20 protein-coding genes and 1 pseudogene are annotated in these 24,839 nt (G+C 36.1%); 7 read left to right on the forward strand and 14 right to left on the reverse strand.

The features are described from left to right. Positions 1-18 precede the first annotated feature (18 nt). The 5 genes from ACTYA4_RS14065 to solA form a co-directional block, all read right to left on the reverse strand. Positions 19-885, reverse strand: coding sequence for an ABC transporter permease (locus ACTYA4_RS14065; protein ID WP_443482523.1), 867 nt, complete (start codon positions 883-885; stop codon positions 19-21). Continuing rightward, positions 882-2,135 carry a quaternary amine ABC transporter ATP-binding protein gene (locus ACTYA4_RS14070; protein ID WP_443482524.1) on the reverse strand — a complete coding sequence of 418 codons (1,254 nt, stop codon included), beginning with the start codon at positions 2,133-2,135 and terminating at the stop codon, positions 882-884. The genes ACTYA4_RS14065 and ACTYA4_RS14070 overlap by 4 nt, the downstream gene beginning before the upstream one ends. A 644-nt stretch (positions 2,136-2,779) precedes the next feature. Beyond that, entirely contained in the window at positions 2,780-3,925 is a 1,146-nt protein-coding gene (locus ACTYA4_RS14075; protein WP_443482525.1) for an aromatic ring-hydroxylating oxygenase subunit alpha, read from the reverse strand. Positions 3,926-3,970: 45 nt separating this feature from the next. Then, a complete protein-coding gene (locus ACTYA4_RS14080; RefSeq protein ID WP_443482526.1) occupies positions 3,971-6,397 on the reverse strand; it encodes an FAD-dependent oxidoreductase in 2,427 nt (808 codons plus the stop codon). An 80-nt stretch (positions 6,398-6,477) separates the two neighbouring features. Next, the gene (gene solA / locus ACTYA4_RS14085) at positions 6,478-7,647 is read right to left on the reverse strand and encodes an N-methyl-L-tryptophan oxidase (RefSeq protein ID WP_443482527.1); all 1,170 of its coding nucleotides are present in this window, start codon (positions 7,645-7,647) and stop codon (positions 6,478-6,480) included. A 633-nt stretch (positions 7,648-8,280) separates the two neighbouring features. Between solA and ACTYA4_RS14090 the strand changes: the two genes are divergently transcribed. Next, positions 8,281-9,198: a LysR family transcriptional regulator gene (locus ACTYA4_RS14090; RefSeq protein ID WP_443482528.1), complete on the forward strand. Its 918-nt coding sequence runs from the start codon at positions 8,281-8,283 to the stop codon at positions 9,196-9,198. A gap of 318 nt (positions 9,199-9,516) precedes the next feature. Here the strand turns inward: ACTYA4_RS14090 and ACTYA4_RS14095 are convergent, their stop codons facing one another. Beyond that, on the reverse strand, positions 9,517-10,851 hold the full coding sequence (locus tag ACTYA4_RS14095; RefSeq protein ID WP_445505693.1) for an aminotransferase-like domain-containing protein: 1,335 nt from the start codon (positions 10,849-10,851) through the stop codon (positions 9,517-9,519). Positions 10,852-11,121: 270 nt separating this feature from the next. On the opposite strand from ACTYA4_RS14095, the gene ACTYA4_RS14100 reads away from it, so the two are divergent. Then, complete coding sequence (locus tag ACTYA4_RS14100) at positions 11,122-11,964, forward strand: DMT family transporter (protein WP_445505694.1); 843 nt, start codon at positions 11,122-11,124, stop codon at positions 11,962-11,964. 194 nt (positions 11,965-12,158) lie between these two features. On the opposite strand, the gene ACTYA4_RS14105 is transcribed toward ACTYA4_RS14100, so the two are convergent. Continuing rightward, on the reverse strand, positions 12,159-12,365 hold the full coding sequence (locus ACTYA4_RS14105; RefSeq protein ID WP_443482531.1) for a TOBE domain-containing protein: 207 nt from the start codon (positions 12,363-12,365) through the stop codon (positions 12,159-12,161). 568 nt (positions 12,366-12,933) lie between these two features. On the opposite strand from ACTYA4_RS14105, the gene ACTYA4_RS14110 reads away from it, so the two are divergent. Beyond that, positions 12,934-13,860, forward strand: coding sequence for a cation diffusion facilitator family transporter (locus tag ACTYA4_RS14110; protein WP_445505695.1), 927 nt, complete (start codon positions 12,934-12,936; stop codon positions 13,858-13,860). A 158-nt stretch (positions 13,861-14,018) separates the two neighbouring features. Here ACTYA4_RS14110 and ACTYA4_RS14115 read toward each other — a convergent pair whose 3' ends face one another. The 4 genes and pseudogenes from ACTYA4_RS14115 to ACTYA4_RS14130 form a co-directional block, all read right to left on the reverse strand. Next, positions 14,019-15,032 (reverse strand): 5-oxoprolinase subunit C family protein, encoded by a 1,014-nt coding sequence (locus ACTYA4_RS14115; RefSeq protein ID WP_443482532.1) that lies wholly within the window; start codon positions 15,030-15,032, stop codon positions 14,019-14,021. Beyond that, positions 15,029-15,784, reverse strand: a complete 756-nt coding sequence (gene pxpB / locus ACTYA4_RS14120) for a 5-oxoprolinase subunit PxpB (protein ID WP_443482533.1) — start codon at positions 15,782-15,784, stop codon at positions 15,029-15,031. The genes ACTYA4_RS14115 and pxpB overlap by 4 nt, the downstream gene beginning before the upstream one ends. 127 nt (positions 15,785-15,911) lie before the next feature. Then, a complete protein-coding gene (gene pxpA, locus ACTYA4_RS14125) occupies positions 15,912-16,670 on the reverse strand; it encodes a 5-oxoprolinase subunit PpxA (RefSeq protein WP_445505696.1) in 759 nt (252 codons plus the stop codon). A 183-nt stretch (positions 16,671-16,853) separates the two neighbouring features. Next, a pseudogene (locus tag ACTYA4_RS14130) lies at positions 16,854-17,516 on the reverse strand (DNA alkylation repair protein). 160 nt (positions 17,517-17,676) lie between these two features. Here ACTYA4_RS14130 and ACTYA4_RS14135 point away from each other — a divergent pair. Then, positions 17,677-18,243: a TetR/AcrR family transcriptional regulator gene (locus ACTYA4_RS14135; protein ID WP_443482536.1), complete on the forward strand. Its 567-nt coding sequence runs from the start codon at positions 17,677-17,679 to the stop codon at positions 18,241-18,243. Between the two features lie 213 nt (positions 18,244-18,456). Here ACTYA4_RS14135 and ACTYA4_RS14140 read toward each other — a convergent pair whose 3' ends face one another. After that, on the reverse strand, positions 18,457-19,623 hold the full coding sequence (locus ACTYA4_RS14140; protein WP_445505697.1) for an RNA-guided endonuclease InsQ/TnpB family protein: 1,167 nt from the start codon (positions 19,621-19,623) through the stop codon (positions 18,457-18,459). A 344-nt stretch (positions 19,624-19,967) separates the two neighbouring features. On the opposite strand from ACTYA4_RS14140, the gene ACTYA4_RS14145 reads away from it, so the two are divergent. Beyond that, positions 19,968-20,615 (forward strand): peroxiredoxin-like family protein, encoded by a 648-nt coding sequence (locus tag ACTYA4_RS14145; RefSeq protein WP_443482538.1) that lies wholly within the window; start codon positions 19,968-19,970, stop codon positions 20,613-20,615. 71 nt (positions 20,616-20,686) lie between these two features. Here the strand turns inward: ACTYA4_RS14145 and ACTYA4_RS14150 are convergent, their stop codons facing one another. Then, positions 20,687-21,523: a helix-turn-helix transcriptional regulator gene (locus tag ACTYA4_RS14150; protein WP_443482539.1), complete on the reverse strand. Its 837-nt coding sequence runs from the start codon at positions 21,521-21,523 to the stop codon at positions 20,687-20,689. Between the two features lie 184 nt (positions 21,524-21,707). Between ACTYA4_RS14150 and ACTYA4_RS14155 the strand changes: the two genes are divergently transcribed. Then, positions 21,708-22,907, forward strand: coding sequence for an MFS transporter (locus ACTYA4_RS14155; protein ID WP_443482540.1), 1,200 nt, complete (start codon positions 21,708-21,710; stop codon positions 22,905-22,907). Continuing rightward, a complete protein-coding gene (locus ACTYA4_RS14160; RefSeq protein ID WP_443482541.1) occupies positions 22,904-23,308 on the forward strand; it encodes a carboxymuconolactone decarboxylase family protein in 405 nt (134 codons plus the stop codon). Before ACTYA4_RS14155 ends, ACTYA4_RS14160 begins: the two co-directional genes overlap by 4 nt. A 166-nt stretch (positions 23,309-23,474) precedes the next feature. On the opposite strand, the gene ACTYA4_RS14165 is transcribed toward ACTYA4_RS14160, so the two are convergent. Further along, a complete protein-coding gene (locus ACTYA4_RS14165) occupies positions 23,475-24,425 on the reverse strand; it encodes a VanW family protein (protein WP_443482542.1) in 951 nt (316 codons plus the stop codon). Positions 24,426-24,839: the final 414 nt, after the last annotated feature.

The raw sequence follows: 24,839 nt of genomic DNA on the forward strand, positions 1-24,839 counted from the left end.
CTCCATCCTCTCCAACTATCAATGATTTGGTTGATTTGATGTTTTATTTTTATCGGTGCCAAGGATGGTCATTCGATCCAAGATAATGGCAATAATGACAATAGAAATTCCTCCTATAAAACCTAAACCAACATCCAACATGCTTATACTTCTTAATATCTCTGCTCCTAAACCTCCAGCTCCAACCATAGATGAGATGACAACCATAGAAAGAGACAGCATAATTACTTGGTTGACACCTGACATAATCATTGGCAGCGCTAATGGAAGCTGAACTTTAATCAGCTTTTGCCACTCACTTGCTCCAAATGCTTCAGCAGCTTCTATAGTGGCTTCAGGAACTTGTTGAAGCCCCAATAAAGTTAAACGAACAGCAGGCGGCATTGCAAAAACAAATGTAGCTAATAGAGCCGTTACATTCCCTAAACCAAAAATCAGTACTGCTGGTATTAAATAAACAAAAGCAGGCATCGTTTGCATAATATCTAGTACAGGTTGAACAATGGATCTTACTCTTTTAAAACGGTAGGATAGTACGCCTAAAGGAACACCAATGATAAGGGAAATAATGGTTGAAGTAAGAACAAGGGCTAAAGTAAGCATAGATGCTTCCCATAAATTTAAACTAACAATTAAAAGCAGACCAAAGCATGTGAAGGAAGCAACTTTCCAATTCGCCAACCACCAAGCAAGTCCAACTATAATCGCTACCATGACTAAGGAAGGTGGGGTAGTCAACAGCCATTCTAATCCATCAATTAAACTAGTCATAAAAGAATTAATTAAGTCAAACACCCCAGAAAAATTGGCTGTGATAAAATCAACAAATGAATTTGCCCACTTATCAAGAGGCAGTGTTGGAAGGAAATCGTTTTTATTGCTCATTTTTGCACCACCTCTTTTAATTCAATATCTTTTTTTTCTGTGGTTGTTACTTTCTCTGTTAAACTTGCAATTAGTGAGCTAGATAAAATTTCCCCTTTTAATCGATTGTGGTCGTCGACAACTGCTACAGGAAGAATTTCTTTAGCAAATAAAGGAAGGATTTCTCGTAAAGTTTGATTAATATGAACTTTATAAAAATGATCACTAACTGCTTGAGACAAATCTTGCTTTCGCTTTTCAACTTGTTCTAAAACTTGATATAGGCTTAACACCCCTTTTAAGCAGTGATTTTCATTTACGACATAAATGGAAGAGAGCTGGTTGATTTTCATTCTTCTTAAAATAACTTGCGGCAATTCTTTCTCATAAGCAAAAACTTGAACAGGCTTCATTGCGCTTTTGGCTAGACGAATTTTGCTGTAGTCTACGCCTTGAACAAGCTGTTCTACATATTCAGTCGCAGGTGTACTAAGAATATCCTCGGCTGTGCCAAGCTGGACAATCTCTCCATCTTTCATCACTGCTGCACGGTGTCCTAAAGTTAATGCTTCATCTAAGTCATGTGTGACAAAAATAACAGTCTTTTGAATCTCATCTTGTATATCAAGAAATAATTTTTGCATCTCTCGTCTAATCAATGGATCTAAAGCCGAAAAAGGTTCATCCATTAATAATATCTCCTGATCCGATGCAAGCGCCCTAGCTAAGCCAACTCTCTGCTGCATTCCTCCTGATAGTTGAAAAATACGTTTATAAGCCTGACCATTTAAGCCAACATATTCAAGGGCATCTTTCCCTCTTTTTTCCCTTTCCTGTGCAGACACCCCTTTTAATTCTAAGCCGAAAGTAATGTTATCAAGGACAGTTCGGTTTGGTAAAAGTCCGACATTTTGAAAGACCATCCCGATTTTATTTCTGCGTATTTGCTGAAGATTTTTTTTCGACAGCTGAGCTATATCATCATTTTCCAATAAGATTTTCCCTTCTGATGGTTGAACTAAACCATTTAAACACCTTAATAAAGTTGATTTCCCACTACCAGAAAGCCCAATTAAGGCAAACGTTTCTCCTTTTTTCACTTCAAAATTAGCATTATGGATAGCAACATTTGTTTTTGTCGCCTGTTCTACTTCATATTTACTTTTTCCTTCACCTCTTAGCTTTAAAGCAAGCTCTTTTTGGCGTCCGAAAACTTTAGAAACATTGGCTACATGAATAATAGGGGTGGTTATTTTTGAAGGCATCTCCATTTTATTTCCTCCTCGTATCGAAAGTTTAGAATCCTTTTTTAAGGTAATTTCCAGTTTGTTAATTGCTCTTTGATAACATCATAGAAGTTAGTTCAGATAGTGGAGGGCTAGCCTCCCACTATCTGAACAATTTTCAAATTATAGAATTGGACTTTTAGAGATGTCCCTAGATAATGGCCTCAGAAGCGTTTGGGGAATTTCTTTTCACTCCTGTAGCTTTGACTACTAACAAAGTTCTGTCTCCTCCGCTCTTGTTTGAACTTTTAACCCGCAGGCTGTTCCTCCTAACAACCCATGGGAAGTTGGAGCTTCCAGGCAGCTCATGGACTAGAGTGAGTTCTAATATGTGAGGGTGATTAATCAACAAGTGCGCTCTTGGTATCCTGAAGATTCCTTCCCCTGATCAAAAATGAAAGGAGGTTATCCCATAAAATTATTGGAATAGAAAATAGCTCCCAAGAAATGAAAGCTTGTGTGTTTGGTTGATACACTGTTGCGTACCAACCAAATTTACACACTTTAGAAGGAAGGTGGATAAATAGGAATTTTAACTATTCCATTCTCTTCTATTAAATACTTAGAAAGATTTAGTATGTTAGTGAGTTTCTATTACATTAAGCATGCTACATATTCTTTAACATCCTTTATTCATTGTCCTCACTCAACTGAATGGAATCAAGAACATATTCATAGAATTTTGTTACATGTTGTTCAATCGGCACTAATATGCCGCCATTTTTATAAGCTTTCGATCCCATATTTTCTTGACACCATTGGCATGCCTCAAAATCTTGTAAATTCACTCGATGAAATAACCCGACTGCATCCATTGGATCAAAATCTGGCTTTGCCATTTCTTCCGGATCGAATAACCAATCACAAATAACTTTTGTTTTATCTGCACTAATTGGTATACAGCGATGAATAATGACATGATCTGGCGTTAAATTTATGAATACAAGAGGCAAAATCGTCATTCCAAAATAAGTTCGATCGTCTTCAGGAAGCAATCCTTTTAATGGAGGACGATTTCCTTTTCCGCTTAATGAAAAAGCTTCATGGTTTTCACTAAATGTCGCTCCAGTACCAACTCCATTTTGCGTTCCAATTCCTGACTTGAATTCAGGAAAAGTGTCAGTTAGTTCTGGATGAATGGATGAACAGTGATAACATTCTTGAAAATTTTCAATAATGATTTTCCAGTTTGAATCTACCTCATACTCTTCTCGGTGAGCAACTTTTAAATCTCCAATGCCATATCTAGCAATCGTATCAAGTTCACCAAATCGATCCATAATCTGTTTATCTAATTGTTCCTCAACTGGTTTTGGATTTTCCGATAAGTTGACCCAAATCATTCCATGCCATGTTTGAAGGTGTACAGACTCTAAACCAAACTGTTCATTTTTTACTAGCTCTTCACGACATTCACTAGTATTCGGTACGCCTAACAGCGTACCATCCAGCCCATAGCTCCAAGAGTGATAAGGACAGCGAATGACGCCCGTTTTCCCACAAGGATCACTGCAAAGAGTCGCTCCTCGATGTCGGCAAACATTTAGGAAAGCCCGCAATACATTATCCTTTCCTCTAACAACAACAATATTTTCATTCTCCACTTTTGTTGTCATATATTGCCCCGACTCTGCTACTTCATATTCGTAGCCAATAAAAGTCCAAGTCTCTGAAAAAATATGTTTCTTTTCTAATTCAAAAACAGCTGGATCTGTATATAGTCCTCCTTTAAGAGTAGCCTTCAATTTCTCTGACAGATTTGCAACAACCATCATTATTCCTCCCAATCAATTAAATAATATAATTTTATCTAAAATAACTTAATGAGTAATAAAAGCCGACTGTGATATGATTTTTGCTGTGTATTTCTCTCCAAAATATTCAATACTTAGAGAATTTCCTTCTTTTACTATTTCAGGAGAAAGAATTGCAAATGCTACACCTGTTTTCCTTTCATAAGAATAACCAAAGCTTGTAACAAACCCTACTGATTTCTCTTTATCATACACTGGTTCATATCCCATTATCACAACGGATGGATCATCTAATACCAATGTAGCAAGCAAGTGTCTAGGTCCAGTCAACTTATGATCAAGAACTGCATCCTTTCCAATAAACGCATGTTTATCAAGGTCGACCTTTTGCATGGATTCTATTTCATATGGAGTCATTTCACTCCAAAAATCTTTTCCTGGCTTAGGAATAAGAGACTCCATTCTAAGTCCATCTAGAGCACGTTCACCTGCTGCAATTAGCTGGTAAGGCTGGCCTTCTTTATATAAAACGTCCCATAATCCTAACCCTTGATCAGAAGTAGTGAATAACTCCCAGCTCTCTGAACCATTTATAGATTGATAGAATGAAAGGACCGGTATATGGTCAATATATAGCTTCCTTACTTGTCCAACTTCTAATGATTCCTCGAAATTCTTGTTAAGAACTGATTGCATAAATTCTTTTGTTTTCGAACCTTTAATCAAAAGACTGCACATTCCAGCAGTAAGATCATTTATGACAACATTGCTGCTCGGTGAAACATGCTTTTTAATCCAGCTTGCTTCTACTGCCCCAGAACAAAGAACGATAAATGTTGACTCGATTGTACGAATCACTGTTATCTCATCCTTTATTCCTGCTGATTCATGCAGCATAAACGTTTTCGTAAATGTTCCAATTGAAATATCAATATTACTAGTCGTTAATTGCTGCAGCAACTCTATTGTTCCTTCTCCACTAACCTCTAAATATTTTCTTGATGCCGTAGCATCAAAAAGTCCTGCAAATTTTTGAGCATGGATTTGTTCTGCTTCAATAATTGGCGACCAAAATTGTGCAGCCCAGTTATCCTTTTGCCTGATTTCATTTTCATAAGTTGAAACAAGCGATGCATTTTCTTTATACCATTGCGGCTGCTCCCAACCAGACTTTTCATTATATACTGCACCTAACGCTTCTTGACGAATATAATATGGACTTACCCTTACGTTTCGACCTGTATCATGAGGCATGTATGGATGATGAATATCATACACTTTTAAATAATTTTCAATTGAGCGCGCTTTATAGAAAGATGGGCTCTGTGCATAGTCGTCAAAACGGTTAATATCACATAATTCTAAATCAAGTGTAGGGACGCCATTTACAATCCATTCCGCCATTTCTTTCGCAACACCGGCAGAATGTGTAACCCAAATCGCTTCTGCCACCCAAAATCCTTTTACCTTATGAGATTCTCCCAGCAACGGCATCTCATCTGGCGTAAAGGAAAAGATTCCATTGATTCCCTTCGTAATACTTGTATCTTTTAATGATGGCATTAAACGGGTAGCATCTTGCCAAGGCTTTTCAAAATCCTCAGGAGTGAATGGTTTTACAGAAGGCATTTCTTTTGATTCGCCATATTTTGTAATTTCATCTACTTCAACCGGCAGCGCACGATGTTGATAAGAACCTACACCTAGTCGGTTAAACACTTGACGGTAATACATCGCACTATCTTGATGGCGAATAAGCGGCATTGTTACTTCTTCTGACTCCTCAGCAAATTCTTTTAAATCTTCTGTCCATACAAATTGATGCGCCATCGGCTGCAGCGGAATCGTCACTCCAACCATTTCACCAATTCGCGGCCCCCAAAAACCTGCACAGCAAACAATTAAATCAGCATCAAATTCTCCTGAACTTGTTATTACTTTTTTCACATGACCATCTTGAACATCGATGTCAATGACCTCTGTTTCACCGTAAAACTTTACGCCACATGATTTAGCAAATTCCATCATTTCTTGTACTGCATTTAATGGCTTCGCAATCCCATCAGATGGGGTAAACAAACCTCCATAAATATTATTAGAATCTATTAATGAAGATTTTTCGCTGCATTCTTCAGGAGTAAGAATGGATGCTTCCATCCCCCAAGATGCTGCTACTCCAGCTTTTCGTTTTAAATCTTCTAGCCGCTCTGGAGTATTCGCTACTTCAACACTTCCTACTGAATAAAATGATGGACGTTCATTTGTGCTTAACTCTTTAAAGGTGCTCACTGTACTATTAGCTAATTTGGTCAATACTTTTGAAAAGCTTAATTGAAATACAAGTCCTGGAGCATGGGAGGTTGATCCTCCAGTTTCCACAAGTGGTCCTTGTTCAATAACTGTAATATTTTGCTGTCCCATTTTGCTTAAAAAGTAAGCAAGACTGCTGCCTACAACCCCTGCTCCGATAATGACAATCTTTTTTTGCTCCATCACTCGATTACACCCTCTCTTTCACTTTAAAAATAACTATATTTTTAAAATTTTCTGATATTTACAGCAAAAAGTCTATACTATTTTTGAAGATTTTTTTGCAACACAGGCCGGTTAATGGAAAAAAGGGAAATATCATGTTCTGTTTTTCCAGTTGTGACTAATTGGCTTAATGTTTCCCCAACTACACTTGAAAATTTAAATCCATGGCCAGAGAAACCTGCAGCAAGCGCTACATTTGAGTACTCAGGATGTAAATCGATAACAAAATGCTCGTCTGGTGTTTTTGTATACATGCAGACAGCTCCTTTTTTTAATTCTCCATTTGCTCCAGGCATGTATTTATCCAAGAATAGACGGAGATTCTCTTCATCCTCCTGATATACACCAAATTCACGATTGATAGTATCTGGATCAACTTCTTGACCATATGTATGGTAGCCAATTTTTAATCCGCATCCACCAAAGCTTGGGAATCCGTAATAAATTCCATTTGAAACTTCCACCATGAATGCTGGAAAATCAACATTATTGCTATATTGTGCTTCATTAGATTCAAAGAAACCAACAACTTGACGATATGGCTGTAATGGAATATCAAGGTTTAGTTTTGAAAGAAGTTTGCTATTCCAAGCTCCCATACTAACAATCAATTTACCAGCTGTATAGGATCCATTTGCTGTATGGATCGTTACTAAATCTTCTGTAATTTCAAAATCCTCAACCGGTGTATTGGTTAACATTTTAGCACCATTCGCTTCAGCTAGTTCACGATAGGCTCGGACACAGTTATCACTGAATAAAACTCCAGAATTTGGTTCATAAATTGCATTATAATTTTCAGGAACAGTTATACCAGGCCAACGCTGATTTAGTTCATTGCCTTCAAGTAAATCAGCAGTTAATGAATGGATCTCTGCAGCTTCCATCGTTTCTGCTACGAAATCAGATTCACCTTTAGGACCGAAAACCAGCACACCAGTTTTTGTGAAAATTTTGTGGTGAGTTTTATTTTCCAGCTCATACCATAGTTCTTGTGCTCTTAGGGCAAACGGCACATATTCTCTTCCTTCACCATAAGCATGACGAATAATACGTGTTTCACCATGATGGCTGCCGTTTGTATGCGGAGGATCAAATGCATCAACTAATAATGTGCTAACTCCTTGCTTTGCTAAATAGTAGCCAGCTGCCATTCCCATAGATCCTGCTCCAACAATGATTACGTCATAATTTTTTTCAGTTGTCATTCTCTATTCCCAACCTTCCTCGCAAGATGTTATTTTTGTTCATTTCAAAATTCCCCCTTTTTTGTCCCCCTCCTGATTATTTATCTAAATTTTAAAATAATTCGAATTATTCTTATTACTAACATTCTAATGTTGGAAATATATATTGTAAAATGATTAAAAATGATACATTATATCACTAATAGTGATAGGTTGTAGTAAAAAACCGAAACTTAGTACAAAACCTCGATTTATTTATCTAATTTTTTAAACAATTCGAATTATTCTGTTACCAATATTCTAATGTTGGAAATATATATTGTAAAATGATTAAAAATGATACAATATATTACTAATAGTGATAGATTGTAGTTAAAAAAACGAAACTTAGTACAAAACCTTGATTTATTTATCTAATTTTTTTAAATAATTCGAATTATTCTGTTACCAGTCTTCTAATGTTGGAAATATATATTGTAAAATGATTAAAAATAATACAATATATTACTAATAGTGGTAGATTGTAATTAAAAAAACGACATGACTTTGTCAGGTTCATATAAAAATCTTGATTTGTAGTAAAATGAAGTTATCTAAAAGAAAATTTGCCAGGATTTTTTTCTGAAATATCAGAAAAAAGAAGGAGGGATTCAAGTGGAAATCAAAGATATGCGGATTTTTCAAGCTGTTGCTTACCACGGAAGTGTTAGTAAAGCGGCCAAAGAGTTAAACTATGTGCAATCACATATAACGACAAGAATTAATTTGATCGAAAAAGCATTACAAACACGATTGTTTCATCGATATAGCCGTGGAATGATTTTAAATTCAGACGGAAAAAAATTATTATCTTACACCCAAAACATTCTATCAATGGTAGACGAAATGGTAAAAGTAGTTCAAGATTCAGATAATCCTACTGGCTCACTCGAGTTTGGAACGGTAGAGACGGTCATGAAACTTCCTATCGTATTATCTACCTTTCATAAAAAATACCCAAATGTTGATTTATCCCTTGTAACGGGTGTAACAGAGCAGCTTGTGAAGGATGTTGTTAACTTCAAATTAGACGGTGCATTTGTAACAGCATTTGACCAGCAGCCACATATTATTCAACACGAACTTTTTCAAGAAGACTTGGTTTTAATTACAAATAAAAAGAAAATGGCTATTGAGGACTTAAAAAATGAACCCCTTTTAGTATTTCATACAGGATGCACCTACCGTGAAAAACTAAGAAACTGGCTAAAGGATGAAGGAATTACAACACCAAAAATCATGGAATTTGGCACTTTGGAAACGATATTAGGTGGAGTAGTATCAGGATTAGGCGTTAGCCTTGTACCAAAATCTGCTGTCAGTCACTTAGAAACAGATGGACTTATTCAATGTCATTCGATACCTGAAAAGTACAGTAAAATATCAACTGTATTTATACATCGTGCAGATACCTACATGACAAAAGCAGTGGAGAAATTTATCGAGACTGTTAGAAACTTCAATAAATTAAATAAAAACACAATAACTGATTCACAGCCCTTCAATCTTATTACAACTTATTCATTGAAATAAATTATATATATGGTCTTATGGGTGACATTTTTATAAACCAGAGAACGTCACCCAACATTAACAATTCCATACCCAAAAACCAAGGATTTTATCTGAATCTTCAATGCGTGCTGTAAGAAAGTGAATCAGACAATCCACTCGTTCCATTTTCTCCTATTATTACTTCATATCCTTCTCTCTCAAAGTAATCCTTTATAAACAAACAATCCCTTGCTCGTCTTCAGCTATTAAAATTCTTCCTTTCATTTTGCTAATATAATGGTCTACAAAGCTACACAAACGATAATGTAAACTTTTTCAAATTGTAAAAAGAGCTCATCATCTACACTTTTCTATCTCCTCAAAGATAATTCGTATGCCCGCTTTGATTTGTTCGTTTGTTAGATTTGAAATACATAGTCTGAAAGCATGATTATTGCGATGGTGACTAATAAAATAATGGTTAGCAGGAGAGACATAGACATCTTTTTCTTCCAACTGTTTAATCAGCCTATTCATTCTTATGTCATTAGGAAGTTTTATCCAAGCAAAAAATCCTGTTTTCGGGATCATCATTTCTATTCCTGCCGAATTAAAACGTTCGACACATTCTTTTAAACAATCCATTTTCTTTCGGTAAGCTAATTGGGTTTTCCTAATATGATTTTTATACATCCCACTGTTAATAAAAATTTCTAATGCGCCTTGGGCTAATACGGATGTATTTAAATCATCACATCGTTTGTGCTTTGAAAATACCTCCCTCAATGTTTCAGGTAATACAGCGGCTCCTATTCTAATGCCAGGCATAAATGCTTTTGAAAAGCTTTTTATATAAACCGTTCGTTGAGATATATCATAATAATGGGCAGGCAACACCTTTTTATTCGAATCAATATCTACAAGATAATCATCTTCAACGATATAAACATCATACTTTTCTGCCAATCTAGTTATCACTTTTTTTTCTTTCTCAGAATAACTTGTCCCTAAAGGATTGTGAAATCTTGGAATGGTATAGAAAAACTTGATGTCTTGTTTTTTAAAAATGATTTCTAATTCATCTAAGTTAATGCCCTGATCATTCCGGTCGATTCCAATTAGGTTGATACCATTTTGCTCGACCATTTCCTGCATTAATCCGTAAGTAGGCTGTTCAACTAAGATAGCACTCTTATGATTTGGAAAACGCATTTTTGTCAATATGTTTAATGCTTGCTGCGCACCTGAAGTGATAAAAATATGGTCTTTGGAAGTAAATACTTGATGTTCACTGAAATGATAGACTAATACCTTTCTTAAAGATTCCAAACCCTGCATATTTCCATACGTAAACAAACTATCTTTATATAATTCTACTGCTCTGTTTATGCAATGATTAAATTCTTTATATGGCAACAACTTAGGATCTGGCAAGACTTCTGAAAAATCTATTTTTTCAAATTTTTTATCATTTATAAGATGCTTTTCTACTAAATAAAATCCCCCCTTAGGGATGGAATAAATCTTGTGATTGAATTCAAGTTCCTGATATGCACGGATAACAGTTGATTTATTGCACTTATATTTTTCAGCCATTGCACGTATCGAAGGAAGTCGTTCCCCCTGTTTTAGCTGATTTATTTTGATAAGTTCTTCAATATTGTCGATAATCTGTTCATATTTCTTTTTCACATTTCTCACCTCTATTGCCGAAATGTTCAATCCATTTTCACCTTATTATAGGATTCTCTATACCGGTACAGAACCCTTTTTTTAATATTGTACCGTATTATTTTCGTATTTATAATTTAATTAATGAAGGTGATGTAAATAACTAGGAGGCAAATAAATGATTTATTAAAAATGGTTTTATATCTGGATATGATGTACAAATTTACGAAGCGACCACTTGCAAAGTTCTTAAAGTAGTATGAAGAGAAATGCTAGTTAGGGGAGTTGGACATGAATCGAAAAAAAGCCATCCTATATATGGTCATTGCAGCTGCTTTATGGAGTATTGGAGGTCTGTTCATTAAACTTGTAGACTGGAATCCCATGGCAATTGCCGGTGCCCGCAGCGGCATTGGCGCAATCGTTATGCTTTGTTACATAAAGAAACCTGTCATCCATTTTAAAGAGAAATCGACATTATTGGGTGCCTGTGCTTATGCAAGTCTTTTGGTTTTGTTTGTATCTGCCAATAAACTAACAACATCAGCTAATGCCATTCTCTTACAATTTACTGCCCCAATATGGGTTGCCTTATTTTCAGGTTGGTTTTTAAAAGAGAAGGTTTCAAAATCAGATTGGGCGACTATTGTCTTTGTCATGGTAGGAATGGTTCTTTTTTTTGTTGGCGATTTACAAACGAGTCACACGATGGGGAATTTTGTTGCGCTCTTAAGCGGCGTTGCGATGGCAAGCATGATTATTTTTATAATGCTTCAGAAGAAGGGTTCCGCTGTAGAGGTAACATTTCTAGGCAATATTTTTACCTTTATCATTTGCTCTCCTTTTTTCTTCTTATCTATGCCAAGTTTGAGTAGTCTTTTCGCACTCCTAATACTAGGTATCTTTCAGCTAGGAATTCCCTATATTTTTTATGCAAAAGCGATTCGGCACGTAACAGTGATTGAAGCCATTCTAATCCCAATCATTGAGCCCTTACTCAATCCTGTTTGGGTGTTTTTGGTTACAAGAGAAGCGCCTGGCAGTTCTGCAGTTGTAGGAGGTATACTTGTGATGCTTGCCATCATCTCTAGAGGAGTTTATCATGCAAAGAAAGTCAATTTATATCAAGAATAGTAAAAGATAAAAGGAAAAATTACCAAAATCTATTTTTCTCTATTCGTCAGCAGCTTTTATTCAGTTACTTTTTTATTTAAAAATTCAAGGAAATAAAAAGGCATCTGTGTATCTACTATATTGATTAAACAGCTATCAACATAAGGGATATACAGATGCACTTTTAGCTAAATCAAATCTTTACTAAGATATAATTAAGCCATTAATAATACGTTAGAAGCTTTAATTAATGTTGTCACTTCTGAACCAACAGTAAGTTCTAATTCTTTTACAGCATCAAGAGAAACGATAGAAGTAATGATCTTTCCTTCACCTAATTCTACGTCAACTTTTGCATTAACTGCACCTTCGTTAACTGCTACTACTTTTCCTGTTAATTGATTTCTTGCACTGATTTTCATCGTTTTTCCCCCTTATTTCTTTTCTTTATAAAATAAATCGCTCTTTTCTCTTGAAAATTATTAATCTACATAATTCCTTAAAAAAGAAGCAAAATATTTCTCAACTAGTTAGCAACCTTTAAACCCCGACTTATATCGACATAATTCTTCATAAGCCTACAATAATAGTTTACAATATACGACTTCTCCAAAACTTCCAAAATAGTTACAATATTGCGACACATTTACATTAATTGAATAAACATCCCATTCATAACACCTTTTGTAATGGAAATTCTTCACTCACTAGCCATAAAATCTACTGAAAAATCACAAAAATGCAACAAAAAATGACAAATATATATTGAACGATGTCTCAAAATATACCATGCTATATGAATATATACTCATATACAAGAAAAGCGGAAGCGCCTTGTTTAGCCCTGAAGAAAAATGTTCATTTGACTCGGGAAAGTGTTTTTTACTTATAGAGGCAAAGGGTTATTTTTCACAAGGGCTAGGCGCTGGAGCTAGATAGCTATCTAACTTAAGATATAAATTCTAGAATACAAAGAAAGCAGGGATAAACATGGGACACAACCATGGTCATCATCATCACGGACATGAGCATCATCATTCGCATACAGAGAATAAAAAAGCACTATTTTTATCTTTTATCCTAATTACATCTTTTATGATTGTGGAGGTTGTCGGAGGTATCCTTACTAATAGCTTGGCTCTGCTTTCAGATGCTGGGCATATGTTAAGCGATGCTTTTGCACTAGGATTAAGTTTTTTTGCAATGAAGCTTGGGGAGAGAAAGGCTACAGAAAGAAAAACATATGGATATAAGCGCTTTGAAATTATTGCTGCAGCGTTAAATGGATTAACATTGATGGCAATCTCCGTTTATATTTTTGTGGAAGCTTATCAAAGATTTTTTCATCCTCAAGAAGTGCAAAGCAAAGGAATGCTTATGATCTCCATTACAGGATTACTCATTAATATTGCCGCTGCCTTTCTATTAATGAAAGGAGACAAAAACGAAAATTTAAATGTAAGAAGTGCTTTTCTCCATGTAATTGGCGATATGCTTGGTTCAGTGGGAGCAATCGCTGCTGCATTATTCATTCTTTTCTTTGGATGGGAAATTGCCGACCCAATTGCCAGCATTGTTGTAGCTATCCTGATCTTAATCAGTGGTTTTCGAATTACAAAAGAATCCTTTCATATTTTGATGGAAGGAACTCCTAATCAAATCAATTTAGGGAATGTGAAAGCTTCACTATTAAACATCCCTAACGTTCAATCAGTCCATGATCTTCACCTCTGGTCCATCACTTCTGACATGTCATTATTCAGCTGTCATATTGTGTTGGCTAAAGACGGTGTACATGATCACGTTTTATCCGAAGCACAAATTATTCTTCATGATCAGTATGGAATTGAACACTCTACTGTACAAGTTGAAAGTGCAAAAAATGGCTGTCCAAATCATCATGGATGCTGCAATTAATGGGACTCTCCTGTTATTTGGTGCGTTGTCTCATGTATGAGTGCCTGTCCCTTTATGCTACTATTTTGGGACAGCACTCATTTTGTGGCTACTTCACTCAGTCTTCAACTTTTATAAAGGCTCTTTTCCTTCATTATGGAAATCATGTAGATTTACCATCATTCAAACACCTTTACATTTAATGAAATAGCGGCTTTTAAAGCCTTCAACTTTCTTTCTCTTTCCAAATACAATTGCTCTGCTTCTGCAAGTGTAATTCTAGAAAAATAAATTTTCTCACCGGGCTTCGTTTGTGCAATCAATGGCAGGTCTACAGTTGAGACTTGGCCGATTTTTGGATATCCTCCGGTAGTTTGCCGGTCTGCTAGTAAAATGATTGGGTTGCCATCAGGCGGAATTTGGATGGTTCCATGCGTAACCGCTTCTGATATCATCTCCACCTTTTCTTTCATCTCCATTTTTGGTCCAGAAATTCGGTAACCCATTCGATTAGATTGACTTGAAACCTTAAAGGGGAGCGAAAAAAATTCAGATCTGCTTGATTGTGTAAATAGATCGAATTGGCCTCCATTCATTACTCTGACGACAGAAGCTTTTTGAAACGGAAAAAACTCCGTTCTGTCCACAAACCAGCTTGTTGTCGCTAAAGGAAATCCTTTTTGCTTTAGCTTAAGTTGATCAAACAACCTTTTTGATTTTTCAGACATAGGTTTACAAGTTAACTGATCTAAAGCTTTTAATGGTCTTCCATGATAGCCGCCAATGCCCCCAAGTATGTATGTACTTTTACTATTCATGGCTGTTGGAATATCATAGCCGCCAGCTACAGCAAGATAAGCTCTGCATCCGTCTTTGCACGATCCGAAGGTAAGAACACTTCCCTTTTTGATAAAAATAGGTCTCCAGCCTGAAACCAGATTTCCATCAATCGATGGTGATAAATCCCCCCCAGTAATAGCAATTAAGCAATCCTTATTAAACGTTAACGAAGGACCAACCAAGGTAATTTCTAAGACTGCTTCCTTTTCATCATTTCCTACAAGCAGATTGGCGATTCTTAATGAAAGTGCATCCATCGTGCCGCTTACGATGACACCATGCTGCTGAAAACCGTATCTTCCTAAATCTTGAATACTCGTAAGCAATCCCGGACGATTTACTTTTATACTCATTCCTTTCTCCCCCTATTAAGCTTTTCTAAAAACTCTTCTTGAGAGATGGATCGAAACTTTACTCGGTCTCCTGCCTGTAGAAGACTTGGCGGATTTTCATTTGGCAAAAATAGAGGTGTTGGTGATTGACCAATTAGCTGCCACCCTCCTGGAGTGGATAACGGATAGATGCCTGTCTGCTTGCCTGCAATTCCCACTGAACCTGCTGGAATTGATGTACGTGGAGTAGAACGTCTAGGTGTAGCTATTTTGTCCGACATCCCCCCCATAAAGGGAAATCCAGGGGCAAAGCCAATCATATAAACAAGGTATTCACCAGCTGAATGAATCGCAATAACCTCATCTGCTGATATGCCATTATACTTAGCGACCTCCTCTAAATCTGGTCCATATTCTCCACCATAGCAAACAGGAATTTCGATAGAACGATAATCAAGGTCTTCTGATTCACTCATATGTTTTAATTCTTCTTCAATAATGGAACGAACTATTTGAAAAGGAGAACTTATTTTCACAGTATGTTTATATTGGTTATAAATCATCACTGGATCATAGTAGAGTGTAACATTTGTAAAAGATGGCACACATTCTATAAAACCGCTGCTTAAATTTTTCTCAAGATGTGTTTTTACCATCATGACTTTGCGATGTACTTCATTACTGATTTCATTCCCTAATTGAATAACTATAGCAGAGTCGCCAAGTGCTGTTAGTTGTATATTTGATCGTTTATTTTTACTCACTTGAGACATCAAATCCCCTCTATTTCTTTTAAAAATTGAAAAGCAGCACTTAATAATAAAGACCAGTTTATGTTTAACTTACTTGAAGGTCTCTTCTAAATTTGCTCCAATGTTTCAATTCCTTCATAAAAACTAATTATTTAAATGCTTTTATGCTGATGCCAGCAGCTTCAAGAGATTCTTTGATTGATTTTGCATATTGTAGGGCATGCGCTCCATCTCCATGAATGCAAACTGTATCTGCTTTTAAGGAAATGTCTACCCCTTGCTGTGACTTGACTTTCCCTTCTTTTACTATTCGCTTTACATGCGAGATTGCTTGTTTATTTGTTTGAATGAGTGCATCAGGCTGATTTCTTGATGTTAAAGATCCATCCAGCTGGTAAGTTCGATCCGCAAATACTTCATGAGCGGTTTGCAGCCCAATTCTCTCTCCCACATAAACAAGCTCACTGCCAGATAAACCAAACAACACTAGCTCCGGGTCCACTTTATAAACAGCTTCAGCAATGGCTTCTGACAGCTCTTTGCTTTTTGCTGCCATATTATATAAAGCACCGTGCGGCTTTACGTGCTGCATTTTTGCACCTTCTGATTTGACAAACCCATAAAGAGCACCAATTTGATAAACAACCATATCATAAGCTTCTTGAGCAGAAATATTCATATTACGGCGCCCAAAGCCTATTAAATCTGGCAAACCAGGATGTGCTCCAATTGCCACCCCATTTTCCAGTGCAAGCTTAACTGTTTTTTTCATAACACTAGGATCTCCAGCATGAAAGCCACAGGCAATGTTTGCAGATGTGACAAATGAAAGAATCTCTTCGTCTAACCCTACCTTATAAGCACCAAAACTTTCTCCTAAATCACAGTTTAAATCTATTCTAAACATATATTGCCTTTCTCCTTTCTCTCAATTAAAATATTCTGAAATGAAACAAGAAAAAGTAAATCTATTTTTCTTTTAAAATTGAATTATTTATTCGAAACAAACAGTTTTACCGAGTTTCAAGTTTCGGTATTGAATTCCCGTTTATTGTGATAGTTGTGCCTCATCATTTTTTTCTGTATTTCCCTAAATATATTTGCTGCCTTCTCTTACACTCAATTTCGGCAAAGAATGTTCATCTATAAATGCACGAACGGACTGGGGATTTGTTTTGGAATACTCTCGCAATGCCCAACCAATTGCTTTTTGGATAAAAAACTCCTTACTGTCTGCATGTTGAATCATATAGCGATATAAAAGCTCTTCATTTGTTGCTGTTTTATACTTTAGCTGAAAAATAATAGATGCCCTTTGCAGCCAAAGATGGTCTCCATAAGCCCAACCTTCAATTGTTTCTGAAATAACCTTTGGAAATTGTGCAGCGATTTTGCCAACTGCATTGGATGCAATCCCATCTACTGTATCCCACCACGATTTTGTCATGATAAGCTTCTCCATTAAAGGCAAATCACTTGGCTCTAATTGCTTTAAAAACTTCCCAATATAGTCAAGTGCTGTGTAATGATATTCCCGTTCTGGTTCCTGCCATAATGCTCACACAAACTCCTGTTGAAAATCATCTTTTAATATCTCGCTTTTCTGAAAAAATTGTTTAACAAGCTGACTTCTTTCCGGTTTTTTTATTCCTAAAAAAGGAAAGTGATCTTTCATATACTTTTGCATTGGAATGGCTTGTTCTTCATTTCGATTCGGTTCGAAGATTTTTTTTAGTAAATCGATATGGTTCATTTATTATTCTCCTCGGCTTTTTTATGTATTATATTTCAACTATTTTTCCTATACAATCTTAAGTTAAACATTTTATTCAGCTAACTTAATGGCTGGGGTGACAGGCACACAGACATTCAACTATAATAGAAAGTACTATTTATGTGAGGGTGTTTGAGCAATGTCAAAGAAACAAGAAATTATTTTATCAGCACAGCATATTATCCATTCGAAAGGCTATCAAGCCACATCTATTAGTGATATTCTCTCCGCTGCCAATATTGGAAAAGGACAATTTTATCATTACTTTTCTTCCAAGCATGACCTTGGTTTAGCCGTAATTGACCAACTCATTCAAGAACGAGATCTTAAATTAATCGAAAAGATTTTAAAAACAGCTGAAGATCCTAAAGCAAAGCTAAATAAAATGCTTGATTGGATATTTGAATGCCATACAGAAAAAGAGAACAAGCCTGGATGTCCTATCGGCAATTTAGCTATTGAAATGAGTGAACATGACGAAAGCTATCGTTTAAAAATTCAACAATATTTTGATCGTTGGGCAGAAGCCATTGCAGAAAATTTAGAGGAGATAAATAATCTTGATCCCACTTTCCATGCAAAAAAAGATGCTGAAACCATGATTGCCATGATTGAAGGCGGCATTCTGTTGATGAAGAATCAATTAAATACAGATGTGTTAAAAAATATTCTTGACTCAGTTCGTAAACAGTATCATCTTGTTTGACATCCTCCCCCACCTAAAATGTTAACGTTTTTTGAGGAAGGGGATTCCAAAGGGATTTCACTGCGTTACAAACCGTCAGTGCCTTTGGTGTTACCCTTACTTCCTCCCATTCCGCACGTTATTTCCAATAACAAAGAACGGTAGGGAATCATCAGTTAGGTGTACAGCTCAGTCAGGAGCCTTGTGAAGGACATTGAATCCTTTACAGCGGTTTTAAGCCGCAGTTATATCTTTTGATGGTCGTGTAGATATAACAAAACTTGCATTGACATCTGCATTTTGTTTATGTCCACACGAACATGTATACAAAGACCCTCGACGGTTCTTTTTTTGTGTATGTCCACATATGGAGCATTCTTGACTCGTTTTGTACGGATCTACTTTTTGCACTTCCAGCTCGGCTAATTGTGCTTTGTATATAAGTTTTGTTTCTAAGTCAAAGAAAGCCCAGGAATGAATATTTCTGTCGCTTTTTTTCCAATATTTTTTCATAGAGCGAATAGAAGAAAGGTCTTCGATTTTAATGATAGAAGCACCACAATCTTTAGCAAACTGAACCATTTTCTTTGAGATGACATGATTCCAGTATTGAATGATACGTTGTTCTTTATTTTCTAATCGTTTCAACGCTTTCGTATTTTTCGCTTTTTGAATTTTTCTGCGAAGTTTAAAAAATTTTCTACGAATATGACCAATCTGTTTTCCGTTAAAATGAATATACTTGCCTATTTCCCTATCTCCAGCTACCGCAATATATTTTAGTCCTCTATCAACCCCAATAGATTTTGTACCTGTAGACTTTTTCTCTAATTCAAACGAAAGCGCAAAAGAAAAATACCATTTTCCTTTCTTATAGAACAATTGCCCGTTCCCTTTTTTTAATTTGGAAATATTGTCATAGGATGCTTGAAAGAATGAAGAGGTTTTGTCTATTTCCCCCGTCAAAAGAAAATCAATCCAAAAAAGAGTATACGCATTGGTCTTTAAAGGAACGTATTTATCTATTGTAAGATTCCCCTTCTCAATGGTAGGAATCCCCAACTTAAGATAACCATTATCCTGTCTTAGTCTCCAATTTTGGTTATTAAATAGAATGGATATTCTTCTGCGAAAAGAAGGAAAACCTTTCGTTTTCTGATTCTTTTTCCAGTCTTCATAACGACTTAGCGCTAGTTTTCTAGCTTCTTGAATGAGGGTAGAAGGCAGTTCAATAGGAGCTAAGCTTTTATCCAATTCCGACTTTGTTACTGCAGGATTTTCTTTTTTGTATTGAATAGCTATATTACAAGCTTCTGAAAAGTTTTGTTGCATCGTTTCGTACATCGTTTCTTTCACTTTTGTTGGTTGGAACAAGGGCAGTTTAATCGTAATGGTTGGCATTTGTTTCACCTCCTTCTTTTAATAAGAATATTTTACCAAAACAAGAACAAACGTTCCAGTTATATCTTCTTTTAAACAAAAAAAAGAAGGCGATTCATCTCCCACCTACTCTCTTTGTTCCTTGAGGAAGGAGTCTTCTCGCTCAACTATGATAAAAAAAAGCAGTGTAAGCGGAGCTAAACCATTCTTTAACTAGAAAAAGTGAAATACCCTGAGTACTTATTTATATCGGTACTTTTATATTTAGCGCAGTTCCGCCCCTTTTTTCCCCTTGTGAAATGCAAGAACATTTGTTATTCTAAAAACTGTACCAACCGGTAGGTAAAAAGAATGGGGGAATAAACTTGTCAACTCTACAAGAAGAAATAAATCAGTATAAAGAAAGCTTCAAAAAAAAGGCTCCTCTTAAAAAACAAAATATGATGGAGCAAGCTACGAAGGAATTAGCAGACTCAGGAATCGCAAAAGGATTAAAAGTGAATGACCAAGCACCTAATTTTACACTTAAAGATGCAACTGGCGCTGACATTACATTATATGAAGAATTGGAAAAAGGACCAGTTATCTTAACATTTTATCGTGGAGCATGGTGTCCATATTGCAACCTTGAATTAAAAGCATATCAACGTGTCCTTCCTGCAATTAAAGAAGCAGGAGCTCAATTAATTGCAATTAGTCCACAAACTCCTGACGCATCTCTTACGACGAAAGAAAAGAATGAATTAGAATTTTTTGTGCTAAGTGATCCTAATGGAAGCACTGCTGAAAACTACAACTTATTATTTAAAATGCCTGATTTTCTTATTGAAATATACAAGCAGTCCGGCCTTGACGTACCAGCTCATAATGGGAATGATGCTTGGAAGCTTCCAGTGCCAGCAACCTTCCTTATTGATCAAAACGGAAACATTCAATTCGCAAATGTCGATCCAGATTATCGAAATAGAGTAGAACCTGCTGAGATGGTAGCGTTGTTAACAGCAGTAAAGTAGTAACAATAATTTTAATAAGGGTGATTGTCCCCCATTGCTTAATAGCATTTAGGGGCAGGCACCCTTAGTCTTTAACCGTTTAACAACCGCTTTAATTTCTGTTCTGTCTCTCTTTCTTGGCAAGGTTGATAGATGGTTAATTTTAGTTCAGGGGCATCGTATACTTGAAGTGTAATATGGTTCATGACCATCTCTCCGACTAAAGGATGCACGATTGTTTTTTTGCCAAATGGATTGCCTAACACTTCATGTTTAGGCCACCATGCACGAAACTCAGCACTCTTCTCAGTAAGTTCTTCGATCATATCCTTAAACCATTCATCGCCAATAAAACGTGTATAAACTAAACGAAATTGGGCGATTAGCCTTTGGGCATGATCCTCCCAATTAAGAAATAGCGCTCGGTATTCTTTTGATATAAAGCAGCGATAGACAGCATTACGATCTTTGTTATCCATTTTGTTAAAGTCACCAAACACCACAGCAGCCGCTTTATTCCAGTTTACGATGTTCAGCTTTTCATCTGTTACATATGTAGGGCAGAACTCTAATTGACTCAACAAATTTTCCACAGCGCTATTTACACTGTCAACGAGCGGTTTTCCCGCTTTCGAAAACAATGGCTGATTTGCCAATAAAAATAGATGCTCTTTTTCCTCTTCATTTAACCTGAAAACACGAGAAATAGACTCCAATACCTCTGATGATACTTGAATATCACGCCCTTGCTCTAACCATGTATACCAAGTGATTCCTATCCCTGCAAGTTGCGCTACTTCTTCTCGGCGCAGCCCTTTTATTTTCCTGCGCGGCCCAATTGGCAAACCAACATCTTGCGGAGATAAACGCGCCCGCCTCGTTTTTAAAAAACCCCCTAATTCTTTTCTTCTTTCTTTATCACCCAACATGGAATCCCCCCCATTAGTGTGTGTTCAAAAATCGGAAAAGCAAGCCAACGAAGAGATTTTTGGCTTATCATTTGGTGCCTTTTTGAACAACCTCTATTAGTGGTAGTTTTACTAATAGTATGAATACACTCCTATTCCTATTATAACTCCTCCTCTATTCTGAAAGAGGAAGGAGGTGAAAATCATGGAAGATTTTCCTGTACTTACAAAAAAATTAGTTCTTGTAATGACAATAGCTTGCGGTTTTACTGTTGCTAATGTGTATGTAAATCAAACGCTCTTAGTTAGTATGGCAAATACATTTCGTGTTTCTGAAGCAAGTATTGGAATTGTCGCCACATTAACGCAAGTAGGCTACGCTTTAGGAAATCTTTTTTTAGTCCCACTAGGCGACATATTTGAACGAAAAAAATTAATTTTAAGCCTGTTAACTATTGTATCAATCATTCTAGCCGCAGCTGCTTTGTCCATGAACGTTTTGTGGCTGATTGTGGCAAACTTAATACTTGGGTTTGTAACCATTATTCCACAAATTATTGTTCCACTTGCTGCAAATTTAGCTTTAGAAAGCAACAGAGGAAAAGTGTTGGGAAATGTAGCGATTGGCCTAGTATGTGGAATTTTGGGAGCAAGATTTATTAGTGGTTTTGTAGATTCCCATTTTGGATGGAGATCAATGTATTGGATATCTTTTACAGGCACTATCATTATGATTGGTTTAATTGCCTTGTATCTTCCAAGAAGCAAAGGAAATCAGTCCATGCATTATAAAAAACTACTCACTTCTTTAGGACCTTTATTTATAAAAGAAAAAGTTTTGCAAAAAGCTTGCCTTAGCCAAGGAATGATGTTTGGAGCATTTAGTGTCTTTTGGACCACGCTAATATTTTTAATAAGCAGTCCTCCCTATTCATATGGAAGTAATATAGCAGGGTTAATCGGCTTAGTGGGAATAGCAGGAGCATTCGCCACACCTATCATTGGTAAAATTATTGATCAAAAAGGGGCAGCATTTGCCAATACTTTATGTATGTCAATATCTCTAATCTCCTTTTTCATCTTTACATTTTTAGGTTTTTGGCTGCCTGGATTAATTATTGGTGCGCTATTCATTACGATTGGGACACAGGCAAATCAAGTGGCTTGCCAAGCGATTATTTTTCAATTATCTCCTGAAAAAAGAAGCCGATTAAATGGCTTATACATGGTATCTACATTTTTAGGCGGAGCTTTAGGGTCATACTTAGGCGTGTTTGCTTGGAGCAAATGGCATTGGTATGGAGTATGTTCTGTCGGAATTCTTATGATAGGCATTGCTTTTTGCTCCTTAATTAATTTTACTAAAGAACAAAAAATCGTTGAGAAAGGAAGTAATGTTCAATGACTACTGAAAATTATCAAAAAGGGTTGGAAATACTAGCAAAAATTGATCCGGACAATTATGAAAAAATTGTAGAATCATTTAAAGATTCCGTATCCCCTGATTTAGGAACTTTAGCAGTCGAATTTAATTATGGACAAATCTTTTCCAGACCAGGATTAGATTTAAAATCCCGCCTTTTAGCAACAGTTGCTGGCCTAACTGCTTTAGGAAATACAGAACAATTAAAGTTTTATATTAACGGAGCGCTAAATGTCGGATGGACAGAAGAAGAAATTGTCGAAGCGATGATGCAAATGCTTATTTATGCAGGCTTTCCAGTCGCATTAAATACGATTTTAACAGTAGCTACCGAAGTTTTTGCTGCTAGACGAAATCAGGCAAGGGAAGAGAACGCAAAATAATGAAGCTTTTTATAATAGAGTGATGATTTAATTTTCAGGAGTAAAAGAGCCGTTATTTCTAAAGCGGCTCTCTTTATTTGAATCATAAAAATAGATACAAAATTAACGATATCTAAGTATTAAAACAGGCTCTTTCATAAAATCTTAATCCAATGCCATTATGGATTTATGATTTATCATTACTTGGTGAACTAGAAATATGCATGTCCAATTCTGCATTGGTTTCTTTTGGCAACCGAGATGATACCTTGGGGACTTTTCGAGGTTCATAATTAATCACTTCAGACGAGTAAAGTGTAACAACCATACTTCCTCTATTTCCTTTAGCCCGAATCAATATCGGCTGGTTAAATTTGTTTTGAAAGCGAAAGTCGGGTCCGTACCAGCTTACCGTAGCATCACGTCCAGATGGAACGTAAGGTACTCGCCTGCTATGGGAATAACGCTGCACGATTCTTAACCCGGCGTGATCTACAGCATTAAACAATGTTGATGATACTTGACAAATTCCCCCTCCAACTCCTTCAGAAAACTCCCCTCTAACAATTATAGGAGCTCGCATATATCCCTTGTCTGGTGTTCTCATTCCTACAACTTGATTAAACGAAAACGTTTCATTAGGAAAAACAACATGATTGTCAATTGCTTTTGCGGCAAGTGAGATATTATGTGAACGACTTTTATTGTTAGAATTAAAATATGTCACGTACTGACCAATTTGTTTTACCCGGATATGAGCAAGAATCTCGCTGTCAACTTTCGGATAAATGTCCATTTCCGGCACTTCTACCTTAAAGGATCCTTTCCCAAAGAAATAAGTATAAAATTGCTCCTTAAACCGCTGCCTATCAAGTCTGTAGCCTACCTGTTCTGGGACGATGCTTCCCTGCTCGTTGATCGTGGCATTTATAGGAGCATGATAAATTTGCTGATCAAGTTTATTGATGAATTGATCGTATTTTTCGCCATTAACTATTGGAGTACCTGGAAAGGGCATTGTAAAGTTTTCACGGTTAATAATGGTAATCGTCTGCCCTTGCTGAGTCACTGTTAAGCTGTTAGGAAGCTCTACAGGTTGAGCTAATAACAAAAAACCTGCCATCCATATTTGTAACATAAAAAGTATACCTCCCCATATTAGTATGAACAGGAGCTTACCTTTTAATGTATATCGTAAAGTTGTTCACAAAGAATCCCTCTTTCGATTAAGCTTCAGCATGGTTTCCCTTCCTCTCCATGTTAACATTTCTGACCTGACTTTATCTCTCTTCTCTTTTTTAAGAATCCACCCTCTTGATTTTTTAAAATTTTCAGAATATTATTAAATATTTTTTGATTACTCATGTCTTTTTTTGTTATTTTTTGTATGTTACATAATAGAATAAAAAAGAATTTTTTCATAAATTTAACAAACATTACATCATAAGTAATCATTCTTAACGAACGTTAAATTTATCCATCTGGAGGTGAGTTTTGTAATAACATTTATTAGTGGTACTGCCCAAACACTAATATTGCTTTGGTAAAACTT

The sequence above is a fragment of the Niallia yueguangensis genome (assembly GCF_052663115.1).